General features: G+C 65.9%; 17 protein-coding genes and 2 pseudogenes. 8 read left to right on the plus strand and 11 right to left on the minus strand.

Going from position 1 to position 21,924, the window contains the following annotated elements; translation table 11 throughout:
* Positions 1 to 47 precede the first annotated feature (47 nt).
* Together ACCQ03_RS19210 and ACCQ03_RS19215 are read left to right on the plus strand one after the other, a co-directional pair.
* The gene (locus tag ACCQ03_RS19210; RefSeq protein ID WP_057678777.1) at positions 48 to 3,296 is read left to right on the plus strand and encodes an efflux RND transporter permease subunit; all 3,249 of its coding nucleotides are present in this window, start codon (positions 48 to 50) and stop codon (positions 3,294 to 3,296) included.
* 145 nt (positions 3,297 to 3,441) lie between these two features.
* Positions 3,442 to 6,582, plus strand: coding sequence for an efflux RND transporter permease subunit (locus tag ACCQ03_RS19215; RefSeq protein WP_209227280.1), 3,141 nt, complete (start codon positions 3,442 to 3,444; stop codon positions 6,580 to 6,582).
* A 178-nt stretch (positions 6,583 to 6,760) separates the two neighbouring features.
* Here ACCQ03_RS19215 and hglS read toward each other — a convergent pair whose 3' ends face one another.
* The 10 genes from hglS to ACCQ03_RS19265 all read right to left on the minus strand — a co-directional run bounded on the left by hglS (position 6,761) and on the right by ACCQ03_RS19265 (position 14,865).
* On the minus strand, positions 6,761 to 8,128 hold the full coding sequence (gene hglS / locus ACCQ03_RS19220; RefSeq protein WP_209227278.1) for a 2-oxoadipate dioxygenase/decarboxylase HglS: 1,368 nt from the start codon (positions 8,126 to 8,128) through the stop codon (positions 6,761 to 6,763).
* Between the two features lie 163 nt (positions 8,129 to 8,291).
* Positions 8,292 to 8,909: a hypothetical protein gene (locus ACCQ03_RS19225; RefSeq protein WP_057677445.1), complete on the minus strand. Its 618-nt coding sequence runs from the start codon at positions 8,907 to 8,909 to the stop codon at positions 8,292 to 8,294.
* Between the two features lie 288 nt (positions 8,910 to 9,197).
* Complete coding sequence (locus tag ACCQ03_RS19230; RefSeq protein ID WP_057677443.1) at positions 9,198 to 9,770, minus strand: hypothetical protein; 573 nt, start codon at positions 9,768 to 9,770, stop codon at positions 9,198 to 9,200.
* Between the two features lie 333 nt (positions 9,771 to 10,103).
* Positions 10,104 to 10,856 carry an HAD family hydrolase gene (locus ACCQ03_RS19235; RefSeq protein WP_057677442.1) on the minus strand — a complete coding sequence of 251 codons (753 nt, stop codon included), beginning with the start codon at positions 10,854 to 10,856 and terminating at the stop codon, positions 10,104 to 10,106.
* A 37-nt stretch (positions 10,857 to 10,893) separates the two neighbouring features.
* Positions 10,894 to 11,295: an EF-hand domain-containing protein gene (locus ACCQ03_RS19240; RefSeq protein WP_081023172.1), complete on the minus strand. Its 402-nt coding sequence runs from the start codon at positions 11,293 to 11,295 to the stop codon at positions 10,894 to 10,896.
* A 234-nt stretch (positions 11,296 to 11,529) separates the two neighbouring features.
* On the minus strand, positions 11,530 to 11,883 hold the full coding sequence (locus ACCQ03_RS19245) for an EF-hand domain-containing protein (RefSeq protein ID WP_005911460.1): 354 nt from the start codon (positions 11,881 to 11,883) through the stop codon (positions 11,530 to 11,532).
* A gap of 226 nt (positions 11,884 to 12,109) precedes the next feature.
* A complete protein-coding gene (locus ACCQ03_RS19250; protein ID WP_057677440.1) occupies positions 12,110 to 12,487 on the minus strand; it encodes a hypothetical protein in 378 nt (125 codons plus the stop codon).
* Between the two features lie 223 nt (positions 12,488 to 12,710).
* On the minus strand, positions 12,711 to 12,908 hold the full coding sequence (locus ACCQ03_RS19255) for a CPXCG motif-containing cysteine-rich protein (protein ID WP_057677439.1): 198 nt from the start codon (positions 12,906 to 12,908) through the stop codon (positions 12,711 to 12,713).
* A 313-nt stretch (positions 12,909 to 13,221) separates the two neighbouring features.
* Positions 13,222 to 13,968, minus strand: a complete 747-nt coding sequence (locus ACCQ03_RS19260; RefSeq protein ID WP_209227276.1) for a M15 family metallopeptidase — start codon at positions 13,966 to 13,968, stop codon at positions 13,222 to 13,224.
* 90 nt (positions 13,969 to 14,058) lie between these two features.
* The gene (locus tag ACCQ03_RS19265; RefSeq protein WP_057677437.1) at positions 14,059 to 14,865 is read right to left on the minus strand and encodes an N-acetylmuramoyl-L-alanine amidase; all 807 of its coding nucleotides are present in this window, start codon (positions 14,863 to 14,865) and stop codon (positions 14,059 to 14,061) included.
* A gap of 368 nt (positions 14,866 to 15,233) precedes the next feature.
* Here ACCQ03_RS19265 and ACCQ03_RS19270 point away from each other — a divergent pair, with 368 nt between their 5' ends.
* From ACCQ03_RS19270 to ACCQ03_RS19295, 6 genes and pseudogenes are all read left to right on the plus strand, one after another.
* On the plus strand, positions 15,234 to 16,637 hold the full coding sequence (locus ACCQ03_RS19270) for a C40 family peptidase (RefSeq protein ID WP_057677436.1): 1,404 nt from the start codon (positions 15,234 to 15,236) through the stop codon (positions 16,635 to 16,637).
* The gene (locus tag ACCQ03_RS19275) at positions 16,637 to 17,734 is read left to right on the plus strand and encodes a dipeptide epimerase (RefSeq protein WP_209227275.1); all 1,098 of its coding nucleotides are present in this window, start codon (positions 16,637 to 16,639) and stop codon (positions 17,732 to 17,734) included. Before ACCQ03_RS19270 ends, ACCQ03_RS19275 begins: the two co-directional genes overlap by 1 nt.
* A gap of 258 nt (positions 17,735 to 17,992) precedes the next feature.
* Positions 17,993 to 18,769, plus strand: coding sequence for a L,D-transpeptidase family protein (locus tag ACCQ03_RS19280; RefSeq protein WP_209227274.1), 777 nt, complete (start codon positions 17,993 to 17,995; stop codon positions 18,767 to 18,769).
* The gene (locus ACCQ03_RS19285) at positions 18,766 to 20,082 is read left to right on the plus strand and encodes an APC family permease (protein WP_057677433.1); all 1,317 of its coding nucleotides are present in this window, start codon (positions 18,766 to 18,768) and stop codon (positions 20,080 to 20,082) included. The genes ACCQ03_RS19280 and ACCQ03_RS19285 overlap by 4 nt, the downstream gene beginning before the upstream one ends.
* 198 nt (positions 20,083 to 20,280) lie before the next feature.
* A pseudogene (locus ACCQ03_RS19290) lies at positions 20,281 to 20,754 on the plus strand (hypothetical protein); the annotation flags it as partial.
* Positions 20,755 to 20,949: 195 nt separating this feature from the next.
* Positions 20,950 to 21,282 carry a hypothetical protein gene (locus ACCQ03_RS19295; RefSeq protein ID WP_057677444.1) on the plus strand — a complete coding sequence of 111 codons (333 nt, stop codon included), beginning with the start codon at positions 20,950 to 20,952 and terminating at the stop codon, positions 21,280 to 21,282.
* A 54-nt stretch (positions 21,283 to 21,336) separates the two neighbouring features.
* Here ACCQ03_RS19295 and yiaA read toward each other — a convergent pair.
* A pseudogene (gene yiaA / locus ACCQ03_RS19300) lies at positions 21,337 to 21,767 on the minus strand (inner membrane protein YiaA).
* Positions 21,768 to 21,924 lie beyond the last annotated feature (157 nt).

A 21,924-nucleotide genomic window follows, 5' to 3' on the forward strand; every position in this document is an offset into this window, starting at 1 on the left:
GTTGCATGCGCCGGCTTCGCCTGACGTCTTCAGCAAGGACACCCCCCGTGGGCTTTTCGACCATCTTCATCCGCCGCCCGATCGCCACTTCGTTGTTGATGGCCGGCGTCCTGCTGCTGGGCATCCTGGGCTACCGTCAATTGCCGGTCTCGGCATTGCCGGAAATCGACGCGCCCAGCCTGGTCGTCACCACCCAGTATCCCGGCGCCAATGCGACCACCATGGCCTCGCTGGTCACCACGCCGCTGGAGCGCCAGTTCGGGCAGATCTCCGGCCTGCAGATGATGACCTCCGATTCGTCGGCGGGCCTGTCCACCATCATTCTGCAGTTCTCGATGGAGCGCGATATCGATATCGCCTCGCAGGATGTGCAGGCGGCGATCCGCCAGGCCACCCTGCCCTCTTCGCTGCCGTACCAGCCGGTCTATAACCGGGTCAATCCGGCCGATGCGGCGATTCTCACGCTCAAGCTCACCTCCGATTCGCTGCCACTGCGCGAGGTCAACCGCTATGCCGATGCGATCCTGGCCCAGCGACTGTCGCAGGTGCCGGGCGTGGGCCTGGTGTCGATCGCCGGCAACGTGCGCCCTGCGGTGCGCATCCAGGTCAACCCGGCGCAGCTGTCGAACATGGGCCTGACCATGGAGTCGCTGCGCAGCGCGCTGACCCAGACCAACGTCAGTGCGCCCAAGGGCTCGCTCAACGGCAAGACCCAGTCCTACAGCATCGGCACCAACGACCAGCTCACCGACGCGGCGCAGTACCGCGAGACCATCATCAGCTACAAGGACGGCCGCCCTGTGCGGCTGGCGGACGTGGCCAACGTGGTCGATGGGGTGGAGAACGACCAGCTGGCCGCCTGGGCCGACGGCAAGCAGGCGGTGCTGCTGGAGATCCGCCGCCAGCCCGGCGCCAACATCGTGCAGACGGTGGAGCAGATCCGCAACATCCTGCCGCAGCTACGCTCGGTGTTGCCGGCCGATGTGCATCTGGAGGTGTTCTCCGACCGCACCGAAACCATTCGCGCCTCGGTGCACGAGGTGAAGTTCACCCTGGTGCTGACCATCGCGCTGGTGGTGGCGGTGATCTTCGTGTTCCTGCGCCGGCTGTGGGCGACCATCATCCCCTCGGTGGCGGTGCCGTTGTCGCTGGCAGGCACCTTCGGGGTGATGGCCTTCGCCGGCATGTCGCTGGATAACCTCTCCTTGATGGCGCTGGTGGTGGCCACCGGGTTCGTGGTCGACGATGCGATCGTGATGATCGAGAACATCGTGCGCTACATCGAGCAGGGCAAGAGCGGGCCGGAAGCGGCCGAGATCGGCGCCAAACAGATCGGCTTCACCGTGTTGTCGCTGACCGTGTCGCTGGTGGCGGTGTTCCTGCCGCTGCTGCTGATGCCGGGCGTCACCGGGCGGCTATTCCACGAGTTTGCGTGGGTGCTGTCGATTGCGGTGGTCATCTCGATGCTGGTGTCGTTGACGTTGACGCCGATGATGTGCGCCTACCTGCTCAAGCCCGATGCCTTGCCCGAAGGCGAAGACGCGCACGAGCGCGCAACCGCCGCCGGCAAGACCAACCTGTGGACGCGGACCGTGGGCGCCTATGAGCGCAGCCTGGACTGGGTGCTTGCCCACCAACCGCTGACCCTGGCCGTGGCGATCGGTGCGGTGGCGTTGACGGTGGTGCTGTATGTGGCCATTCCCAAGGGCTTGCTGCCCGAGCAGGACACCGGCCTGATCACCGGTGTGGTGCAGGCCGACCAGAACGTGGCGTTTCCGCAGATGGAGCAACGCACCCAGGCGGTGGCCGCCGCGTTGCGCAAGGACCCGGCGGTGACCGGCGTGGCCGCCTTCATCGGCGCCGGCACCATGAACCCCACGCTCAACCAGGGCCAGCTGTCGATCGTGCTGAAGACGCGCGGCGAGCGCGAGGGCCTGGACGAGGTGCTGCCGCGCCTGCAGAAGGCAGTGGCCGGCATTCCGGGCGTGGCCTTGTTCCTCAAGCCGGTGCAGGACGTCACCCTGGACACGCGCGTGGCCGCCACCGAATACCAGTATTCGATCTCGGACGTGGACAGCAGCGAGCTGGCCACCTGGGCCGGGCGCATGACCGAATCGATGCGCAAACTGCCCGAGCTGGCGGATGTGGACAACAACCTGGCCAACCAGGGGCGTGCACTGGAACTGAGCATCGACCGCGACAAGGCCAGCATGCTCGGCGTGCCGATGCAGACCATCGACGACACGCTCTACGACTCCTTCGGCCAGCGCCAGATCTCCACCATCTTCACCGAGCTCAATCAGTACCGCGTCGTGCTGGAAGTAGCGCCGGAATTCCGCACCAGCACCGCCCTGATGAACCAGCTGGCCGTGGCCAGCAACGGCAGCGGCGCGCTCACCGGCACCAACGCCACCAGCTTCGGCCAGGTCACCTCGTCCAACTCGTCCACCGCCACCGGCGTGGGCGCGCAGAACACCGGCATCGTGGTCGGTGCCGGCAGCATCATCCCGCTGGCCGCGCTGGCCGAAGCCAAGGTCACCAACACACCGTTGGTGGTGAGCCACCAGCAACAGCTGCCGGCCGTCACCATCTCGTTCAACCTGGCGCCGGGGCATTCGTTGTCGCAGGCGGTGGCGGCGATCGAGAAGGCACGCGAAGAACTCAAGATGCCGACCCAGGTGCATGCGCAGTTCGTCGGCAAGGCGGCCGAATTCACCGGCAGCCAGACCGATATCGTCTGGCTGCTGCTGGCCTCGATCGTGGTGATCTACATCGTGCTGGGCGTGTTGTACGAAAGCTACATCCACCCGCTGACCATCATCTCCACGCTGCCGCCGGCCGGTGTCGGTGCGTTGCTGGCGCTGATGCTGTGCGGGCTGAGCCTGTCGGTGGACGGCATCGTCGGCATCGTGCTGCTGATCGGCATCGTCAAGAAGAACGCCATCATGATGATCGACTTCGCCATCGACGCACGCCGCGAAGGGGCGAGCGCGCACGATGCGATCCGGCGCGCCTGCCTGCTGCGCTTCCGCCCGATCATGATGACCACCGCCGCGGCCATGCTGGGCGCGTTGCCGCTGGCGCTGGGCACCGGGATCGGCTCGGAACTGCGCCGCCCGCTGGGTATTGCCATCGTCGGCGGCCTGCTGCTGTCGCAGCTGGTCACGCTGTACACCACCCCGGTGATCTATCTGTACATGGAACGCGCCGGCGAGCGCCTGCGCGCATGGCGTGCGCGGCGCGCTGCCCAGCGTGACGGCATGAACCCGGCGCCGAGCTCGGAGCGCCCGGCATGAGGATCGGTAGCGTCATCGCCGACCGGCACGCAGGCCCGCAGCGTCGCCGGCGCACCTGCGCCAGTGACATCGGCTTTGGCTTTGGCTTTGGCTTTGGCCTTTACCGATTCCCGATTCCCGATTCCCGAATCCCGGCAGTGGCCCCATGAACATCTCCGCGCCCTTCATCAAGCGCCCGATCGGCACCTCGCTGCTGGCGATCGGTTTGTTCGTGATCGGATTGATGTGCTACCTGCGGCTGGGCGTGGCGGCGCTGCCGAACATCCAGATTCCCATCATCTTCGTGCACGCCACCCAGTCCGGCGCCGACGCCAGCACCATGGCCTCCACCGTCACCGCGCCGCTGGAACGTCACCTGGGCCAATTGCCCGGGATCGACCGCATGCGCTCCTCCAGCTCGGAGAGCAGCAGCCTGGTGGTGCTGGTGTTCCAGAGCAGCCGCAACATCGATTCGGCCGCGCAGGACATCCAGACCGCGATCAACGCATCGCAATCGGACCTGCCTTCCGGGCTCGGGACGCCGATGTACTCCAAGGCCAACCCGAACGACGACCCGGTGATCGCCATTGCGCTGACCTCGGAGACGCAATCGGCCGATGAGCTCTACAACGTGGCCGATTCGCTGCTGGCGCAGCGGCTGCGCCAGATCACCGGCATCAGCTCGGTGGACATCGCCGGGGCATCCACCCCGGCAGTCCGCGTGGACGTGGACCTGCGCGCACTCAACGCGCTGGGCCTGACCCCGGACGATCTGCGCAATGCGGTGCGTGCGGCCAATGTGACCTCGCCGACCGGATTCCTGTCCGACGGCAACACCACCATGGCCATCATCTCCAACGATTCGGTGTCCAAGGCCGCCGATTTTGCGCAGTTGGCGATCTCCACCCAGTCCAACGGACGCATCGTGCGGCTGGGCGATGTGGCCACCGTCTACGACGGCCAGCAGGACGCCTATCAAGCTGCCTGGTTCAACGGCAAGCCGGCGGTGGTGATGTATGCCTTCACCCGCGCCGGCGCCAACATCGTCGAAACCGTCGACCAGGTGAAGGCGCAGATTCCCGAACTGCGCAGCTATCTGCAGCCCGGCACCACGCTCACGCCCTACTTCGACCGCACGCCCACCATTCGCGCCTCGCTGCACGAGGTGCAAGCCACGCTGATGATCAGCCTGGCGATGGTGATCCTGACCATGGCGCTGTTCCTGCGCCGGCTGGCGCCAACCCTGATCGCCGCTGTCACCGTGCCGCTGTCGCTGGCCGGCTCGGCGCTGGTGATGTACGTGCTTGGCTTCACCTTGAACAACCTCAGCCTGCTGGCGTTGGTCATTGCCATCGGCTTCGTGGTCGACGATGCGATCGTGGTGATCGAAAACGTCATGCGGCATCTGGACGAAGGCATGTCGCGCCTGGACGCGGCGTTGGCCGGTGCGCGCGAGATCGGGTTCACCATCGTCTCGATCACCGCCTCGCTGGTGGCGGTGTTCATCCCGATGCTGTTCGCCAGCGGCATGATCGGTGCGTTCTTCCGCGAGTTCACCGTGACCCTGGTGGCGGCGATCGTGGTGTCGATGCTGGTCTCGCTCACCTTGACGCCGGCACTGTGCAGCCGCTTCCTGTCGCCGCACACCGAGCCAGAAAAACCCGGCCGTTTCGGCGCCTGGCTGGACCGCATGCACGAACGCATGCTGCGCGTGTACACGGTGGCGCTGGATTTCTCGCTGCGCCACGCACTCCTGCTGTCGTTGACGCCGTTGTTGCTGATCGCCGCCACCATCTTCCTGGGCAGTGCGGTCAAAAAGGGCTCGTTCCCCGCGCAGGACACCGGCCTGATCTGGGGCCGCGCCAATTCCAGCGCCACGGTGTCGTTTGCCGACATGGTCAGCCGCCAGCGCCGCATCACCGACATGCTGATGGCCGACCCGGCGGTGAAAACCGTCGGGGCACGCCTGGGCTCCGGCCGTCAGGGCTCCAGCGCATCGTTCAATATCGAGCTCAAGAAGCGCGATGAGGGCCGTCGCGACACCACCGCCGAAGTGGTCGCGCGCCTGAGCGCCAAGGCCGACCGTTACCCGGACCTGGACCTGCGCCTGCGTGCGATCCAGGACCTGCCCAGCGACGGCGGCGGCGGCACCAGCCAGGGCGCGCAATATCGCGTGTCGTTGCAGGGCAACGACCTGGCGCAGCTGCAGGAATGGCTTCCCAAACTGCAGGCTGCGCTGAAAAAGAACCCGCACCTGCGCGATGTCGGTACCGACGTGGATACCGCGGGCCTGCGCCAGAACATCGTGATCGACCGCGCCAAGGCCGCGCGCCTGGGCATCTCGGTGGGCGCCATCGATGGCGCGCTGTATGGCGCGTTCGGCCAGCGCTCCATTTCCACCATCTATTCCGACCTCAATCAGTACAGCGTGGTGGTCAATGCACTGCCGTCGCAGACCGCCACCCCCAAGGCGCTGGATCAGATCTTCGTGCCCAACCGTGCCGGCCAGATGGTGCCGATCACCGCCGTCGCCACCCAGGCACCGGGGCTGGCGCCGCCGCAGATCATCCACGAAAACCAGTACACCACGATGGATCTGAGCTACAACCTGGCGCCGGGCGTGAGCACGGGCGAGGCGAATCTGATCATCAAATCCACCGTACAGGGCCTGCGCATGCCCGACGGCATCCGCCTCAGTGGCGACGACAGCTTCAACGTGCAGCACAGTCCCAATTCGATGGGCATCCTGTTGCTGGCCGCAGTGCTTACCGTCTACATCGTGCTGGGCATGCTCTACGAGAGCCTGATCCATCCGGTGACCATCCTGTCCACATTGCCGGCCGCCGGCGTGGGCGCGCTGCTGGCGCTGTTCATCACCAACACCGAACTGTCGGTGATCTCGATGATCGCGCTGGTGCTGCTGATCGGCATCGTCAAGAAGAACGCCATCATGATGATCGACTTCGCGCTGGTGGCGCAGCGCGTGCACGGCATGGATGCGCGCGCAGCCGCACGGGAGGCCTCGATCGTGCGCTTCCGCCCGATCATGATGACCACGATGGTGGCGATCCTGGCCGCTGTGCCGCTGGCGGTGGGCCTGGGCGAAGGTTCGGAGCTGCGCCGTCCCCTGGGTATTGCGATGATTGGCGGGCTGGTGTTCTCGCAGAGCCTGACCCTGCTCAGCACCCCGGCGCTGTACGTGATCTTCTCGTGCCTGAGCGAGCGCTGGAAGGCGCGTCGCGCACGTGCGCGCGCACGCCGTGCAGAACGCGCAGCGGCGCGTCGCCCGGCCACACAGGCGCACTGAGGTTTCGCATCGACTGACCGCCCAGCCCGTCGCCGCGGCCTTCACTGCACTGCGGCACCGCCGGGCAGATGCGTTGATCTGCTGCCATTTCCGGGAGGTTTTCCACAACCGCCGCCACGCCGGCGGGCGCTGCCCGGCGACGCCGACGCAATGCCAGGCAAGATGCGGCGGGCGCGTGCTACACCAGCAACCCCTGCAGGGACTCCCGCTCTAACTGCGCATACAGCGCGAATTCGTCGTGCACCTGCGCACCCAGCGCCTGCTCGAAACTGCGCTTGCTCGAATGGGCGGCATAGGCGCGTTGCTCGGCACCACCGAGATTGGATTGGAAGATGCCGGCCGCGCTGACCGGCAAGAAATCTTCGTAAATGATCGGGTCGGCACTGACCAAGCCGAGCGCGAGCGCGGTTTCTGCCGGCATCGCGGCCACCTGCGCGGGATCGGCGCGGCCGGCGTCGGTGAGCGTATAGCGGAAATAGCCCAGCCCTTCCTGCCGCAGCAACGCCTCGTCATCGGGGAAGGCCACGAAGGCAGTCTGCAGCCGGGTGGCGTAATCGGTGCCGGTGCTGCCGGCGCCATCGGCGTCGCGTGCCTGCGCCAGCAGCGCGTCGTACAGCGCGCGGCCTTTTGGCGTGAGGGCAAGGCCGCGCTGCTCGATCTCGCCGAAGCGTGCGGTATGGGTGCCGTGTTCCGGCTGCCCGTCATCGCCGACAAAACGCACCGGCTCTTCCAGTGCCTTGAAGCTGGTCTGCCGCAACAGGATCGGCACGCGCCGACGCGGCGGCCCCTCGATCACCGCCTTGGCATCGATGCCGGCGCGCTGCATCTGTTCCTGCGCCGCATCGATGTCCAGCGTGCGCGGCGTGAGGTGATTGATGTGCGGGCCGTGGAAGCTCACCACATCGGCAATCAACTTATGCGCCTGGCTCAGCGCGCGATAGGTTGGCAGCGACACCGTGGCATCGCCATGCCAACGGAAGGTTTCCAGCGCTTCGGCCACGAACTGCCGCGCCTGGTCGGCATCCAGCCCGCCTTGCCGTTCGTGGCGTTCGATCAACTGCAGGGCGCCGGCGGTAAAGATCTGGCGCTGCTGCAGGATCTGCTCGGCCTGTGCGCGCAGGGCGGCGTCTTCGATCAGTTCCAGCCGCAGCAGCGAGGTGAACACGCGAAACGGATTTGCCGACAGCGCCGCCTCGTCGATCGGGCGGAATGCGGTGGAATGCACCGGCACGCCGGCCACCGACAGGTCGTAATAGCCCACCGGCTGCATGCCCAGCACGGCGAACAACCGACGCAAGGTCGCCAATTCGGCTGCCGTGCCAACGCGGATGGCGCCGTGGCGTTCCAGATCCAGCCGAGCGCGCTCGTCGTTGCGCTGCAGCCGCTGCGCCAGCGCCGGATTGGCTTGCAGCGTCTGCGCATTGACCTGTGCCACCAGCGACATCAAATCGCCATACAACGGCACCTCGGCGCGATACATGTCCGACATCGCCTGGGCGAACCAGCTGCGGATCTGATCGGGAGAGACAAAGTCGGTATCGCGCATGGGCTGGTCTTGGGCAGTGCCGGCACGACGCCAGCGGTACCGCATTCTCGCCGACCGCGGCCTGCGTCGACCAGCGGTGCGGCTGTCTGCGCAGCCAATACGTTGCTGCGCGGACAGCCGCGCCATGCCGGTACGTGCATGGCGCCACGACGCAGCAGCCGCGTCAGAGACCGGCCTGCGCCGCCGCTTCGGCCGCTTCGCTGGCCTGGCGCGCCGCTTCCAGGCGCTGCGCATGATCGCCGAGCTGGCGCCGCAGCAATGCGTCCAGGGTGATCGGACGTTCCCAGCGGTCGTAGCTGGCGACGATGGCCTGCCGCAGCGCGCGCATGTGCAGGTTGTCCGGCGCCACCGACAGCCGCGTGACCACACCCTCCCAGCCATCGCGATGGTCGCGGCTATAGGCGCGTACCGTGTCGCGGCACGACAGCTGCACGGTCTGCGCCCAGAAGCATGCGAAATAGATATCCCCCGCATGCCAGCCGTGCACTTGCAGCAGCGCCTGCACATACGCGCGCGGCGTGCCGGTATAGCGCGCCACCTCGTCGATGAAGCTGGCCGGATAGCGCTGCGCATAACTGCCCATGTCGGCCAGGTGCTGATCCACCCAGGCGTCGCCAGTGCCGGGCGTCACCGCTGGCGCCGCCTCTTCGGTTACAGCCGCGGTAGCCGATGCCGGCGAGGCCTGCGCAGCGCCCAATGCCGGCCACAGCGATGCCACCAGCAATGGCACGCAGCGCAATACGGAGGAGCGGGAGACAGGCATGCAGCGATGATGCCGCATGCGTGCGGTGCTGTCAGGCGGGCGCCGGATCAAGCGCCGCTGCTGGGCACCGGGCACACACGCTTTGCAACGAGCTATGCCTGGCGAGCAAGCGCAGCCGCACTCGCTGCGCTACCGGGCGGCGATGAGCGCTTGGGCCGCAGCGGCCCGGTGCGCGCTGATGCCAACCAGCCATTGCGTGTTTGTCGGCCGCCGCGCGCAGTCCAGGGTTCGGCCGAAAGGTCGGCCACTGCATCTGCGCGGCGATGACGCACGATACGCCCGGTGGCACGGGCCGGGCCCTGACGCCTAGCGCAGCTCGTAAAACCCGAACTGGTGAACCTCGCGGCAACCGCTTAGATCGCAGGAGCCAATGTAGCCAGGACCGATGTAACGCTGGCGCGCGTCGCGATTGTGCGGACTGCTGTACGGATCCGGACCATACAGACCATTGCCATAGTAAATCTGGCCGTAGGGGCGATTGCGCGAGGCACCAAGACGGAATGGGCCAGCTCCACCCCGATATCCGCCATCGCCCGCATAACGGTCGTCATACCAGGCGCCGACAAACCCGGCGCTGCGATCGCGCTCGCTAGGTCGAGCCTGCAACCTGGCGACGCTCTCGCCGCGCGCGTCCACGTAGCCCTGCTCACGATCGAAGCGCACGGTGCGGAAATACACCAGCTCACCATCCACCTGACGGCTCCGCAGGCGGATGTAGTCGCCACCGTCGTCGTAGTAAGGCTGCCCGTTGCGAAAGATGACTTCGCTCGGATTGATGATTTCTTCTTCCAGCTCGGCGGCCGCCAGGGGCACGGCGCCGATCAGCAGCCCGAGCAACAAGGCCACGCTGGCGCGCTGGGTCATGGACAACATGGTCATCGGCACTCCCTCCAAGCTCGGCCGCGCACCGTGCGGGCCGTTAACATCCTGTCGTTGGGCGCCATGCAGCGCCCGCTCTTTGACGCATCGAGCCAGATCAGTCTCGCCAGCCCGCGGCGACCCGGCCCAGCTTAGAGCATGTTATGCACGTTGAGATGAGATGCGTTGGCGGCCCGCTCCGTGCCGCTGACGTCCAATCCTCCCGGAAGCGTCCAGTGCGCGCCGATCCTGCGTTGCGCGCTTCGCCCAGGCTGCCAGCCTGGGCCGCAGCGCACGCCTCGTCTGGACGCGCCACAGGATGCCTCGCACTCACCTCAACGCACACAACACGCTCTAGCCCTGCCGCCGCGCCAACGCATCCAGCGCCTGCACCGCTGCCGGCCAGCCGGCGGCGTCGGGCACTTCGCGCATGCGCGGTTCGTCGGCAGCGACACCGTGCTCCTGTTCGTGCGCCCAGGTCACCGCGTACGGTGTGTAGATGCCCCAACCACCGATGGCCAGCACCGGTTCCACATCCGAACGCAGCGAATTGCCGATCATTGCAAACTGCTGCGCCGGCAAACCGAATTCGCCGAGCACGCGCGCATAGGTCCGCGCATCCTTTTCGGACACCACTTCCACCCGCGGGAACAGATCGGCCAGGCCGGATTGCTCGATCTTCTGCTCCTGGTGAAACAGGTCGCCCTTGGTGATCAGCACCACCTGGTACTCAGCGGCAATCGCACCGACCGCCTCGCGCACGCCGGCAATCACGTCTACCGGATGCTGCAGCGTGACGCGGCCGATCTCGACGATGCGCTGGATATCGTGCGCGGCAATGCGCGCCTGGGTCAGTTCGATCGCGGTTTCGATCATCGACAGCGTCATGCCCTTGGCGCCATATCCGAAGACCTTGAGATTGCGGCGCTCCACCGCCAGCAGATGCTGCTGCATGCGGCTGTCGCCCAGATCCAGGTACCCGGCCAGGATCGCTTCGAAATCCGCTTCGGCAGTGCGGTAATAGTCCTCGCTTTTCCAGAGGGTATCGTCGCCATCGAAGCCGACCAGTTGGATCGCCTGGCCGTCGCGCTGTGCAAGTGAGCTCATCGGGCAATTCTAGCAGCGCACCGGTATGGCGCCGTGCTCAATCGCCTGCCGCATCGCCCGGGCCAGGCTGATAGCTGGCAAATTCCTCGCGCGACAGGCGCCCGTCGCCGTTGCTGTCGAAGCTGGAGAAGTTTTCGCGCAACACCGGATCGGCACTTGCCTCGGCCGGCGTCAGCGATCCGTCGGCGTCTGTATCCAGGCTGCGGAAGCTGCGCGGTGCCAGGCTGCCAGCGGTGGTAGGGGACGCTTCGGCACCGCCCGTGGACTTGGCGGGCCTGGGTGCGGTCGGCAGCAAGGGCGTGGTGGCCGGAGCCGGCGGATCGATCGGCAACGGCGCCATCGCCGGAGTGGCGTTGCCAGCGGTTGCCGGCACCGACGCCGTGGGGGTGGCGGGGGGCAGCACCGGCGGCACGGCGAGCGCAAGCACGGGGTTCGCCAACCCGAGCAGGAGTGCAAAGCGTAAGTGCGACATGATGGACGGCGCCCGACACGGAACGGCCCACCCTATCGCGGCAGACGTCAACAAAACGGGAGCGACCCTGGCAGATCGCTCCCGCGTGTCCATCCTGTTGCTGTTGCAGCTCAATACTGACATTGAGCGCTGATCGGGCTCTGTGCCAGCGCTCCGCACCTATACATTCCTGCGAAACCTTAGCGGTGCGTCGAACCTGGCTTAGTTGCCCTGCGAACCGGTGGCACCGCCACCCTGCTGCTTGGCAACGAACGCCTTGTACTCATCCGGGGTCAACTTGCCATCGGTGTTGCCGTCGGCTTGATCAAAGATCTGCGCAAGGCCCGCGTTGACCTGCGCTTCCTGCTTGCTGATGGCGCCATCGCTGTCGGTGTCCACGCTGGCCCAGGTCTGGCCACCACCGGAGCTTGCACCGCTCGACTGGGCGGAGGTGGCCGAACTGCCCGACTGCGCCGCTGCGTCCTGTGAGGTGCTTTGCGCCATCGCCGGCAGCGCCAGGGCGGCAGCAAGGGCGGCGGTAGCGGCGAGCAGCGAGGTGCGGTTGCGATTCTTCATTAGGGTGGTCTCCGTATGCTTGGGAATGCGCGGTGTCGCCGCACATGGCACCACCCTACCCAGCGCAAATGAACGCCCAACCCAGCGCAATTTCGCGCAAAACAGACTTTTAACCACAGCCTGAATGTTTGCGGCTAGACGCCTGTTAGGCGTAAGTGAGTCAAACCGAAGCGCCTCATTCAATGCATGAAAATTTGCGATCTGCCCCGCATTTTATGCCGCACTCTCAGGCGCTTGGCGGGTCGTTCTCCCAGCTCCCGGAACTGAACAGTTTCCAACCAAGCACCACGCCAGCGAGCGCGCCGGCCACTTCCAGCACCACGCGCGAGCCCAGTTCGTTGGGGTCGTGGATCTTGGCCAGCGCCAGGCGCGCATACAACGGCGATTCCAGCCGCACGATGCTGGTGTAGACGAGATGCCAGATGTCGTACCCGGCACCGATGGCCACGGCCAGCAGGCAGGCAATGCCCAGCGTGTGGCCATGGTTGAACTGCAGCCGCCGCCCGCCCCACTCCACCGCCGCAAAGACCACCACGCCCAGGATGAGCGCGATCAGCCCGGCCTCCAGTGAACCGAGCAGGCCGAAATGCAGGGGCAAATTCATTGTGAGGATCCAGGCAGCAGGCGCACCAGTCTAGCGGCTGCAGCGCCTGGATCCGCGCGCCTGGCAACGCAGGTGCCCTGAACCAACTGGAGACTGCCAGGCCGATGGCAGTCGGGGCGATCTGTAGATGGCAGGCGATTGCCGGCATCCGGACGCAGTCGGGCGCAATACCGTCGCGCATCGCAAGCACAGGCGGGCCAGATGCGGCGACCCGCACAATGGCTCAGGCGTCGTCCTGGCCACGCGCACTCACCTGCGCTTCGCCTTCTTCGTCCCAGCGCACGCTCACCGTGATCGGCTTGCAGCAGACCTGGCAATCTTCGATGTAATGCTGGTCGCCGCCGGTCAGATCCAGCGCCAGCGTGATCCACTCCCCGCAGTACGGGCAGGCGATATCGACAAAGCGTTCCGGGTCGAACATGGCGGTTCCTTGGATCTATCGAAGCGAGTGACCGGACGTGGCGGTCGACGCCGGCCGCTGCTGCTGGCGGACATCGGAGTGTACGACTGCTGCTGCGCTGGTGCTTGCGCCGTTGCCGGTGAGGCGACCGATGCCAGCCCTGTCTGCGCGAGGCGAGCGCGTACCCGACCCTGTAAGCGCGGCCGATGTCGACACCATGCCCTGCATCCACGCGCGCTGCTTGCGTGTCGCATCCACGCGCCCAGCAAGCGGCCAACCGATCGCGAGCATGCGCAGATCGATCAGCGATCACGCATGTGTTGCCTGGTCGCTGTCAATCCACCGGAACATCGTAGGCCGTCTCGGGCGTCGGTTCGGGACGAAACGTGAAATGCCACCATTCCATCGGGTAGTTGGCAAATCCCTCGGCCGCCATCGCCTGCAGCAGGCGCTGGCGGTGCGTGCGTTGCGCCGCGCTGAGGTCGGGCGCGTCGGTGTGCGCACGCGCATCGAAGAAATCGAATCCTGTGCCCATGTCCACTGCACGGCACCCGGCCGGCCGGCACTCCAGCAAGCCCAGATCCACGGTCGCGCCACGGCTATGCCCGGAGGTAGGCGCAATGTAATCGCCCAGCAGTGCGCGCTTGTCCACCCGCGGGTAGTACTGCGCCTTGGTCGCCTGATCCTGCAGATCCGCAGCCCAGGCCACGAATGCTTTCACCGACCGCACCGGCCGATAGCAATCGAACACCTGCAGCCGATAACCCTCGGCCTTGAGCGTCCGCGCTACCCGTGCCAATGCGTCGGCCGCCGGGCGCAACAGGTAGCACCGCGGCGCGTCATACCCCGGCACCACCCGTCCGGTGAAGTTGTTGCTGCCTGCATACCGCATGTCCAATGCGATGTCCGGCGCAAGGGCGTGCACATCCACAAGGCCGGCCTCTGCAGCGGTCCTTGCCGAAGACACATGCACCTGCCCGGCGACTAGCGCAGATGGCGCCACGGCGCTCATCAGCAAAGCGCCTTGAACAACACACTGCCGCCAGCAGCGCCCATTCCGAAACAGCAGGTTGTCCGTCATTTCCGTTCCCTTGCAAGATGCCGCGTTTGCGCGGCAGGTCATGCTGCGCTCGTTCGCCGCCAGCGGCAGCACGGCTCGATGCCTGTGCGCCTAGTGGTTGTCGCCTTCGGTTGGCTCAAGCGCCGGTCGCGGGCTGGAAGGTCTCGCGTGGCTGGTCAACGCAGACAAGATCCGCAGGTCTTCGGCATCCAGCGTGCTGGCGCTGCTGCCGCGGTAATGGTGGTGAAACGCCTGCAGGGTGGCGGCTGGATCGTCGATGCTGTAGCCGATCAGGGCAAGCGCCTGCCATGGGTCGAAACCTTCCGGGGCTGCGGGCGCGTCGGCCGCGGGCCAGCGGCCGAAACCGGCGTCGGCCAGGCGCTTCCAGGGGAACAACGGCCCAGGGTCGTTCTTGCGCGTCGGGGCCACGTCTTCGTGGCCGACGATCTGCGTGCGCGGGATACGCAGGCGCTGACACAGGTCGTCCAGCAACACCAACAGGCTGTCGATCTGCGCCGGCGCGAACGGCTCGCTGCCGTCGTTGTCCAGTTCGATGCCGATCGAGGCCGAATTGATGTCGGTAATGGTGCCCCAGCGACCGGCCCCGCCGTGCCAGGCGCGCTGCGCATCGCTGACCAGTTGGTAGCGCTGCCCGTCTTCGCCAATCAGATAGTGCGCACTGACACGCCCACCGCTGTTGCGGCCACGCAGCGTACCCAGGCTTTGCTGGACTGACTGCTGGTCGGTGAAGTGCAACACGATCAGGATCGGTCGCCGCGTGTCGTAATTGGGCGATGGCACCCACTGCGCCAGTGGGTTGCGCTGCGGTGCGTGCGTGCAGGCACCCAACGACAGCGCGACCAGGCAAACGGCGGTCCGCAGCCACACGGATGACGGGAGAGGAAAGCTGGGCAGCACGGATTTCTCCTGGCAAGGCCGGACGACCTGCGCAACACCATTATCCGCCCAGTCGTGCTCGTGCGGCCGTCTGCCGATGGGCCCGTCGGCAGCGTTGCCTTGTGCGCTGCCATCGTTGAGTCGTAGTCGGTGTCTCCCCGCTTGGCAAGCATCGCCATTGCGGAGACGGCAGTAACGGCCAGGCGCGCGTCCACGGCTGCGATGAAGATGGTCTCGGGCTTCCTGCACCTCCGCACCAACGTGCCCCCAAGCGTCCACTGCCGGCGATCTCGCCACGCAGCCAGAACAGGTGGATACGCCCTGCGCCGCATGCCACTATCGGTCTTGCCTCGCAGCTCGCCAGCGGCTGCCTTCCTCCTGAGCCCCGCATGTCCTTGTCGCGCCACCTGCTGCTGTTGCTGCTGATCGCGCTTGCGCTGCCCTGCGCCGCCACACCTGCTGCCACGGCAGTTGCCCAAGCACCGCCCTTCATCGTCAGCGATGCACAGCTCACCCCGGAGTATTGGATCCAGCGCAGCAGCAACGCGCAGACCCCGCGGATCAATCCCGCGCAGATCGCCGACGTCAATGCACGCCTGCTGCGCGACGATGCATCGATGCACGACATCGCGCAACTTCCCCAAGCACTGCCCGCGACCGAGGTGAGAGCGCGTATCGATGCGTTATCGGCAATCCCGACACGCCCGCTGTACGACGCAGATGGGCGGCGTCTGGATGCCGCACGCTTGGCCGCATTGCGCAGGGCCTTGGCATTGGACGCGATACCCGCACAGGTGCCGCTGCGCTTTGCGCTGGTCGTCGCACGTGGCGCATTGCGGACCTTTCCCACTGCCCAGCGTGTGTTCACCAGCGCTGACGACCGCGATATCGACCGCTTCCAGGAATCGGCGCTATATCCCGGCACGCCGGTGGCGGTCCTGCACGGCAGCGCCGATGGCGCGTGGAAGTTCGTGGTCGCCGCCAACTACGCTGCCTGGATCGCAAGCACGCAGCTTGCCGAAGGCAGCCGCAGCGAGGTACTGAATTACGCACAACGCAGCCCACGGCTGATCGTCACCGCAGCCCGCGCGCAACCCGCCTACACACCCGAAAGTCCGGCGATTTCTGCACTGACGCTGGACATGGGGACCAGCCTGCCCTTGCTCGGCGACTGGCCGCCGCAGCAGCCAGTCAACGGGCAATTGCCGCTGGCGGCTTACGTGGTGCAGCTGCCACGGCGCAGTGCCAAGGGGCATCTGCAGCTGGTACCCGCGTTGATTCCGCGCGGTGCCGATGTGCGCATCGGCGCCTTGCCCGCCACCGACGCCGCATTGCTCCGGCAGGCCTTCAAATTCCTTGGCGAACGCTATGGCTGGGGCAACGATTACGATGCGCGCGATTGCAGCGGCTTCGTGCTGGATGTCTATCGCAGCCTCGGTCTCGCGCTGCCTCGCAATACCGGCGACCAGGCGCGCAGCGCGGTGTTGCACGGTGTTGCCTTCGACGCTGGCGCACCGTTGGCGCAACGCTTGCAACGGCTCGCACAGCTGCAGGTTGGCGATCTAATCTACATTCCAGGCCATGTGATGCTGGTGATCGGACATGCAGATGGCGCGCCATGGGTGATCCATGATGTGGCTGGGGCCAGCTACCGCGCCGCCGATGGCAGCGTGCAGCGCGCGCATTTGAATGGCGTGTCGGTCACCCCGTTGCTGCCCTTGCTTGCCAGCGATGGCACTGCATTCATCGACCACATCACCCGCATCCGACGCGTTTTTCCAACGGGCACCTGATGAAGATCACCGGCTTCCGGCTTGGCATGCTGCGCGTGCCCTTGAAAACACCGTTCAAGACCGCCGTGCGCACGGTGCAGGCAATCGAGGACGTCGTGGTGCTATTGCAGACCGACAGCGGCCATATCGGGTATGGCGCCGCGCCGGCGACCGCCCCCATCACCGGCGACACCCATGGCAGCATCATTGCCGCGATCGAACACTGCATCGGCCCCAAGCTGATTGGCCAGGACGTGGCCGATCTCAACCGGCTATGCGGGCGCGTTCAACACGCGCTCGAACGCAACACCAGCGCCAAGGCCGCCGTGGAGATCGCACTGTACGATCTGTGGGCGCAGGCGTTCGGTGCGCCGCTCTACCAGTTGCTCGGTGGCGGCACGCCGCGTGTCACCACCGACATCACCATCAGCGTCGATGCCATCGACACCATGGTGGCGCAGGCGCGAGCGGCGCTCGCGCGCGGCTATCGCGCACTGAAGATCAAGGTCGGCAAGGACATCGAATCCGATGTCGAACGCGTCACGGCAATTCATGCGGCAGTCGCCGGGCGCGCATCGCTGCGGCTGGATGCCAATCAGGGCTGGACGCCCAAACAAGCGGTGCGCACCATGCGCACGCTGGAAGATGGCGGCATCGCGCTGGAGCTGCTGGAGCAGCCGGTCAAGGCCGCCGACCTCGACGGGCTCGCCTTCGTCACCGCGCGCATCGACACGCCGGTGATGGCCGACGAGAGCGTCTTCTCGCCCACGCAGGTGATCGAGCTGATTCAGCGTCGCGCCGCCGACATCATCAACATCAAACTGATGAAGACCGGCGGCCTGTCCAATGCCATCCGCATCGCCGACATCGCCGGGTTGTACGGGTTGCCATGCATGATCGGCTGCATGATCGAATCCAGCATCAGCGTGGCCGCCGCGGTGCATCTGGCGGTGGCCAAGGCCGACAGCATCACCTTGGCGGATCTGGATGCACCTGCGCTCGGGCAGTTCGACCCCACCGAGGGCGGCGCGCATTTCGACCAGGCGCAGATTCACATCGACGATTCGCCGGGATTGGGCATCCGACGCATTCGTGGGCTGGAGCTGTTGCCGGCGTGACAGTCGCTGACGCGATGCAGCCAACACGCCCCAGGTGGAACTAGACCGGGCCGGAACCGGTGGCGTCACAGCGGTACTGGCCGATTCCGGGCAACGGACACGCCTGCCTGATGCGCGGCACGTCCATGCGCCACGGGACCGCGTTGCTGGGTACAGTAACGACACGGCGACGCTGATCACGCGACACCAGCGTGGCGCCGTCTCCAGCAATAGGTATCGCCTAGACTCATCCCGCTCGACCCAACACCCGGAGCCTGCATGCGCCTTGCCACCGTGTTTCGATCCATTGTGCTGTTGGCGCTGACAAGCTGTAGCAGTCTCGCCGTTGCGGCCAGCCCGATCGATGCGTTGAATCAGGCTCGCACGTTGGTCCTGGTGACCACCGCGGACTGGAACAGCACGCAGGGGCGCCTGCGCACCTTCACCCGCGTGGATGGCACATGGCAGCCGGCTGGGCAGAGCTTCGCCGTTGCGCTTGGGCGGCATGGCAGCGCCTGGGGCGAGGGCCTGCATCCAGCGCAGACGCAAGGCCCGCAGAAGCGCGAAGGCGATGGCCGCAGCCCTGCCGGCATCTTTGCCATCGGCCCGGCGTTCGGCGATGCCGAGAAGATCGACAGCGCGATGCCGTACCAGGCGATGAGCGCCACCCATTACTGCATGGATGTGCCCAGCTCGCCGCTGTACAACCGCATCGTCGACGCCGCGCAAGTGGGCGAGGCGGCCGTCGCCGGCTCGACCGAGCCGATGCGTCTGGATCTGCGCCAGGCAGGCGATGCGCGCTACAGCGAGGGCTTCGTGATCGCGCACAACCCCAAGGCCATTCCCGGGCGCGGCAGCTGCATCTTCGCGCACCTGTGGCGCACGCCGGGCCAGGTCACCGCCGGCTGCACCGCGATGGCCGCGGCCGACATGCAACGCCTGCTCGCGTGGCTGAAGCCGGACGACCACCCGTTGTTCGTGCTGCTGCCACGCGCCGAATACGCACGCCTGCACACGGCATGGCAATTGCCTGCGCTGACCGAGGACGCGCCATGAGCACACCGCATCCTGCGCCGGACGCGACGGGGTTGGTCCGTGTCGTCAGCCGATGGCAGATCGTCGGCCTGTCGATCAACGATGTCATCGGCAGCGGCATCTACCTGCTGCCCGCCGCAACCGCCGCGCTGCTCGGGCCGATGAGCCTGTGGGCCGTGATGCTGGCCGGCCTTGCAGTCGCCTTGCTGGTGCTGTGCTATGCGCAGGCAGGCAGCTACTTCGATACGCCGGGCGGCAGCTATCTCTACACGCGCGAAGCATTCGGCCCGTTCGTCGGTTTTCAGATTGGCTGGATGATCTGGCTCACGCGCATCAGTTCGGCGGCCGCCTTGAGCAATGGCCTGGCCGATGCAGTGGCGCGGTTCTGGCCCACCGCCGCCACCGATACCTGGGCGCGTTTGCTGGTCGTCGTCGGCTCGTTGGGCCTGCTCACCGCCATCAACGTGATCGGCGTGAAATCGGCCGCGCGCACCGGCATCGCGCTGGTGATCGGCAAGCTGGTGCCGTTGTTGCTGTTCGTGGCCATCGGCCTGTTCTATGTCGATTGGTCGTGGGCCTTTGCCGGCACCGGGCCCGATCTGCGCGACCTGGGCAATCTCGGTGAAGCGGCCTTGCTGCTGCTGTTCGCCTATGCGGGTTTCGAAAACATTCCCGCAGCCGCTGGCGAATACCGCAACCCGCGGCGCGATGTGCCATTTGCGTTGATCACCATGATCGTCACCGTCACCCTGATCTACGCCGCGGTGCAAGTGGTGGCCCAGGGCACCCTGCCCAACCTTGCGGCCTCGCCGACGCCGCTGGCAGATGCCGCAAGCCGATTCGGTGGCGAAGCGTTGGCACTGATCCTCACCGTGGGTGCCACCATCTCCATCCTCGGCACCACCAGCAACACCGTGATGCTCGGCCCACGCTTTCTGTTTGCGCTTGCGCGCGATGGGTATGGCCCTGCGTTCCTGGCCCGCGTGCATCCGCGCTTCCACACGCCCGCCGCGGCGGTGCTGACGCAGGGGGCGTTGTCGCTTGCATTGGCGTTGTCGGGATCGTTTACGCAGCTGGCATTGCTGTCGATGGTGACCCGCCTGTTCGCCTACATAGGCACCGCCGCAGCCGTGATCGTGCTGGCGCGCCGCTACCGGCAGCGCACCGATACCTTGCGCCTGCCCGGCGGCCCGGCCATCCCTATTGCCGCGTTGGTGCTATCGCTGGGCCTGCTGGCCAGCGCCAGTTGGCAGAATCTGGCCGCCGCAGGCGTGGCGCTTTTGGTCGGTTGGGTGTTCTATCTGTTTCCGCGCAAGCAGGTTCACAGCGGCTGAGGGCACGACGAGCTGCCACTGGGCAGCCCCTGAAGCGGCATGCGCATACGAAAGCATGTTTTTCCGTGTGTTCCCGTCCATCGGGCGGTGAGCTGCGCAGGGCGGTGACCTGCGATTTCGCGGCATGCTCGCGCAGCGCTCACGCACGCCTAACCGTGCGCACCCAACGCTGCGCTTCTACCTGCATGGGAGCTTGCGATGAAATTGCGCCATGTCTACAGCACTGCCGATCTCGACAGCGCCCAGCGCGTGCTGCAGGCCGCACGCAGTGCCGGCATCGACAACGATGCGTTGTCGTTGATCGCCCGCTCCGATATCGAGCTGCAGGAGGTGCCGGACGAACGTAAGGACGTCAAGACCGACTTCCTTCCCGCTGCCGCCCGTGGCGCCGCCACCGGTGGTGCGGCAGGCCTGGTGGCTGGCCTGGTCGCCATCGCAGTGCCCCCGATCGGGCTGACCTTGGCCGGCGCGGGTGTCATGGCACTGGCGGGTGCGCTGGTCGGCAGCTGGTCGTCGGCGTTGATCGGCGCCACAGTGCCCGATCCGGTACGCCGTCAATTCGAAGATCAAATCCAGGCCGGGCGCGTGCTGGTAATTATCGACGCAGAGCAGGCGGCGCTGCAGGACGCCGAGGCCGCCATGGTGGCCGCCGGTGCAACCCCGTTGCCGTATCGGCCTCGGCGACCACCTGAAGCGACCGCCCAAGGCCCTTCCAGGCCGTGCAACGCTGCGGCGATGACGCGTCAAAAAGCGTGGCCGATGCCGCTGTTTCGAACCTGCCGCGTTGATGCACTCCTCACCTGTCCTGGCAATGAAATTAACGGCATCCGGCCTAGGGTAGCCCGCACATCCACCACGGAGACAGGCATGAACGTGCCGTACCAGATTCCGGGCCGGGCACCGGACGAAGACCGCAGCCATAACGTATCGACGTATTGGCGCGAACGCTTCACCGAAGAGCCGTATTACACCGAAGGCGATCGCTACGAAGACTACGAAGGCGCCTATCTCGCAGGCCATGAAGCGCGTATCCGCGACAACGCACGCGCCTACGACCAGGTCGAAGCCGAGTTGCATCGCGATTGGGAAGCCAAGCGCGGCACCTCTTCGCTGAGTTGGAGCAAGGCGCGGCATGCGGTCAAGCGCGCCTGGGAAAACGCGGCCGATTTCGTTACCGGTGACGATGCACACAAGCGCTGAAACGACAACGCCACCGTCGAGGTGGCGTTGTTGCATCGCACGATCTTTAACGCATCAGTCCAGTGCCGGCGGCACGCTACGCGCACTACGTAGTGTGTCGGTGATCTCCATCGCATCGCGGGTATTCTTCTGCACTGCAACCGCACCAAACAGGCTCAGCGCGTAGGCCATTGCGTAAAATCCTTTTTCGCTCAGCAACAGCGTGGCATTGATCAAGCCGATAGTCAGCAGCGCCAACGCAACAATCAGCGAAAACCAGCAGATGGCGTAATACAAGCCGGTCACCGGAATTCCATCGGCGCGGTCACGCTTTTTTGTAATAAGACCGAGGCGAACAAACCGAACAACAACAGCGTGAAGTAATCGCCCTTCTCGTTGAGCAACATTTGGGCACTCCACAAACCCACCAGATACGCCGCACCACCCAGCAATAATGCGGCCCAGGACGCGGCGATAAAGGTAGGCGAGGTTTTTTGCGAGGCAATGGAAACTTCTTTTCATGGTGAAACGATGCACGACATACGACGATGTGAGACGCGGGCGTCTTGCAGACAGTGATCTGCAACAAGGGCGCCCCGGCGACGTCGTGTAAGGTATTTAAAACCCGACGCGGGACACGTTGCGGGAGGGCTGCAACGTACC

The organism is Xanthomonas sp. NCPPB 3569 (assembly GCF_041475645.2).
Lineage (GTDB): Bacteria > Pseudomonadota > Gammaproteobacteria > Xanthomonadales > Xanthomonadaceae > Xanthomonas > Xanthomonas phaseoli.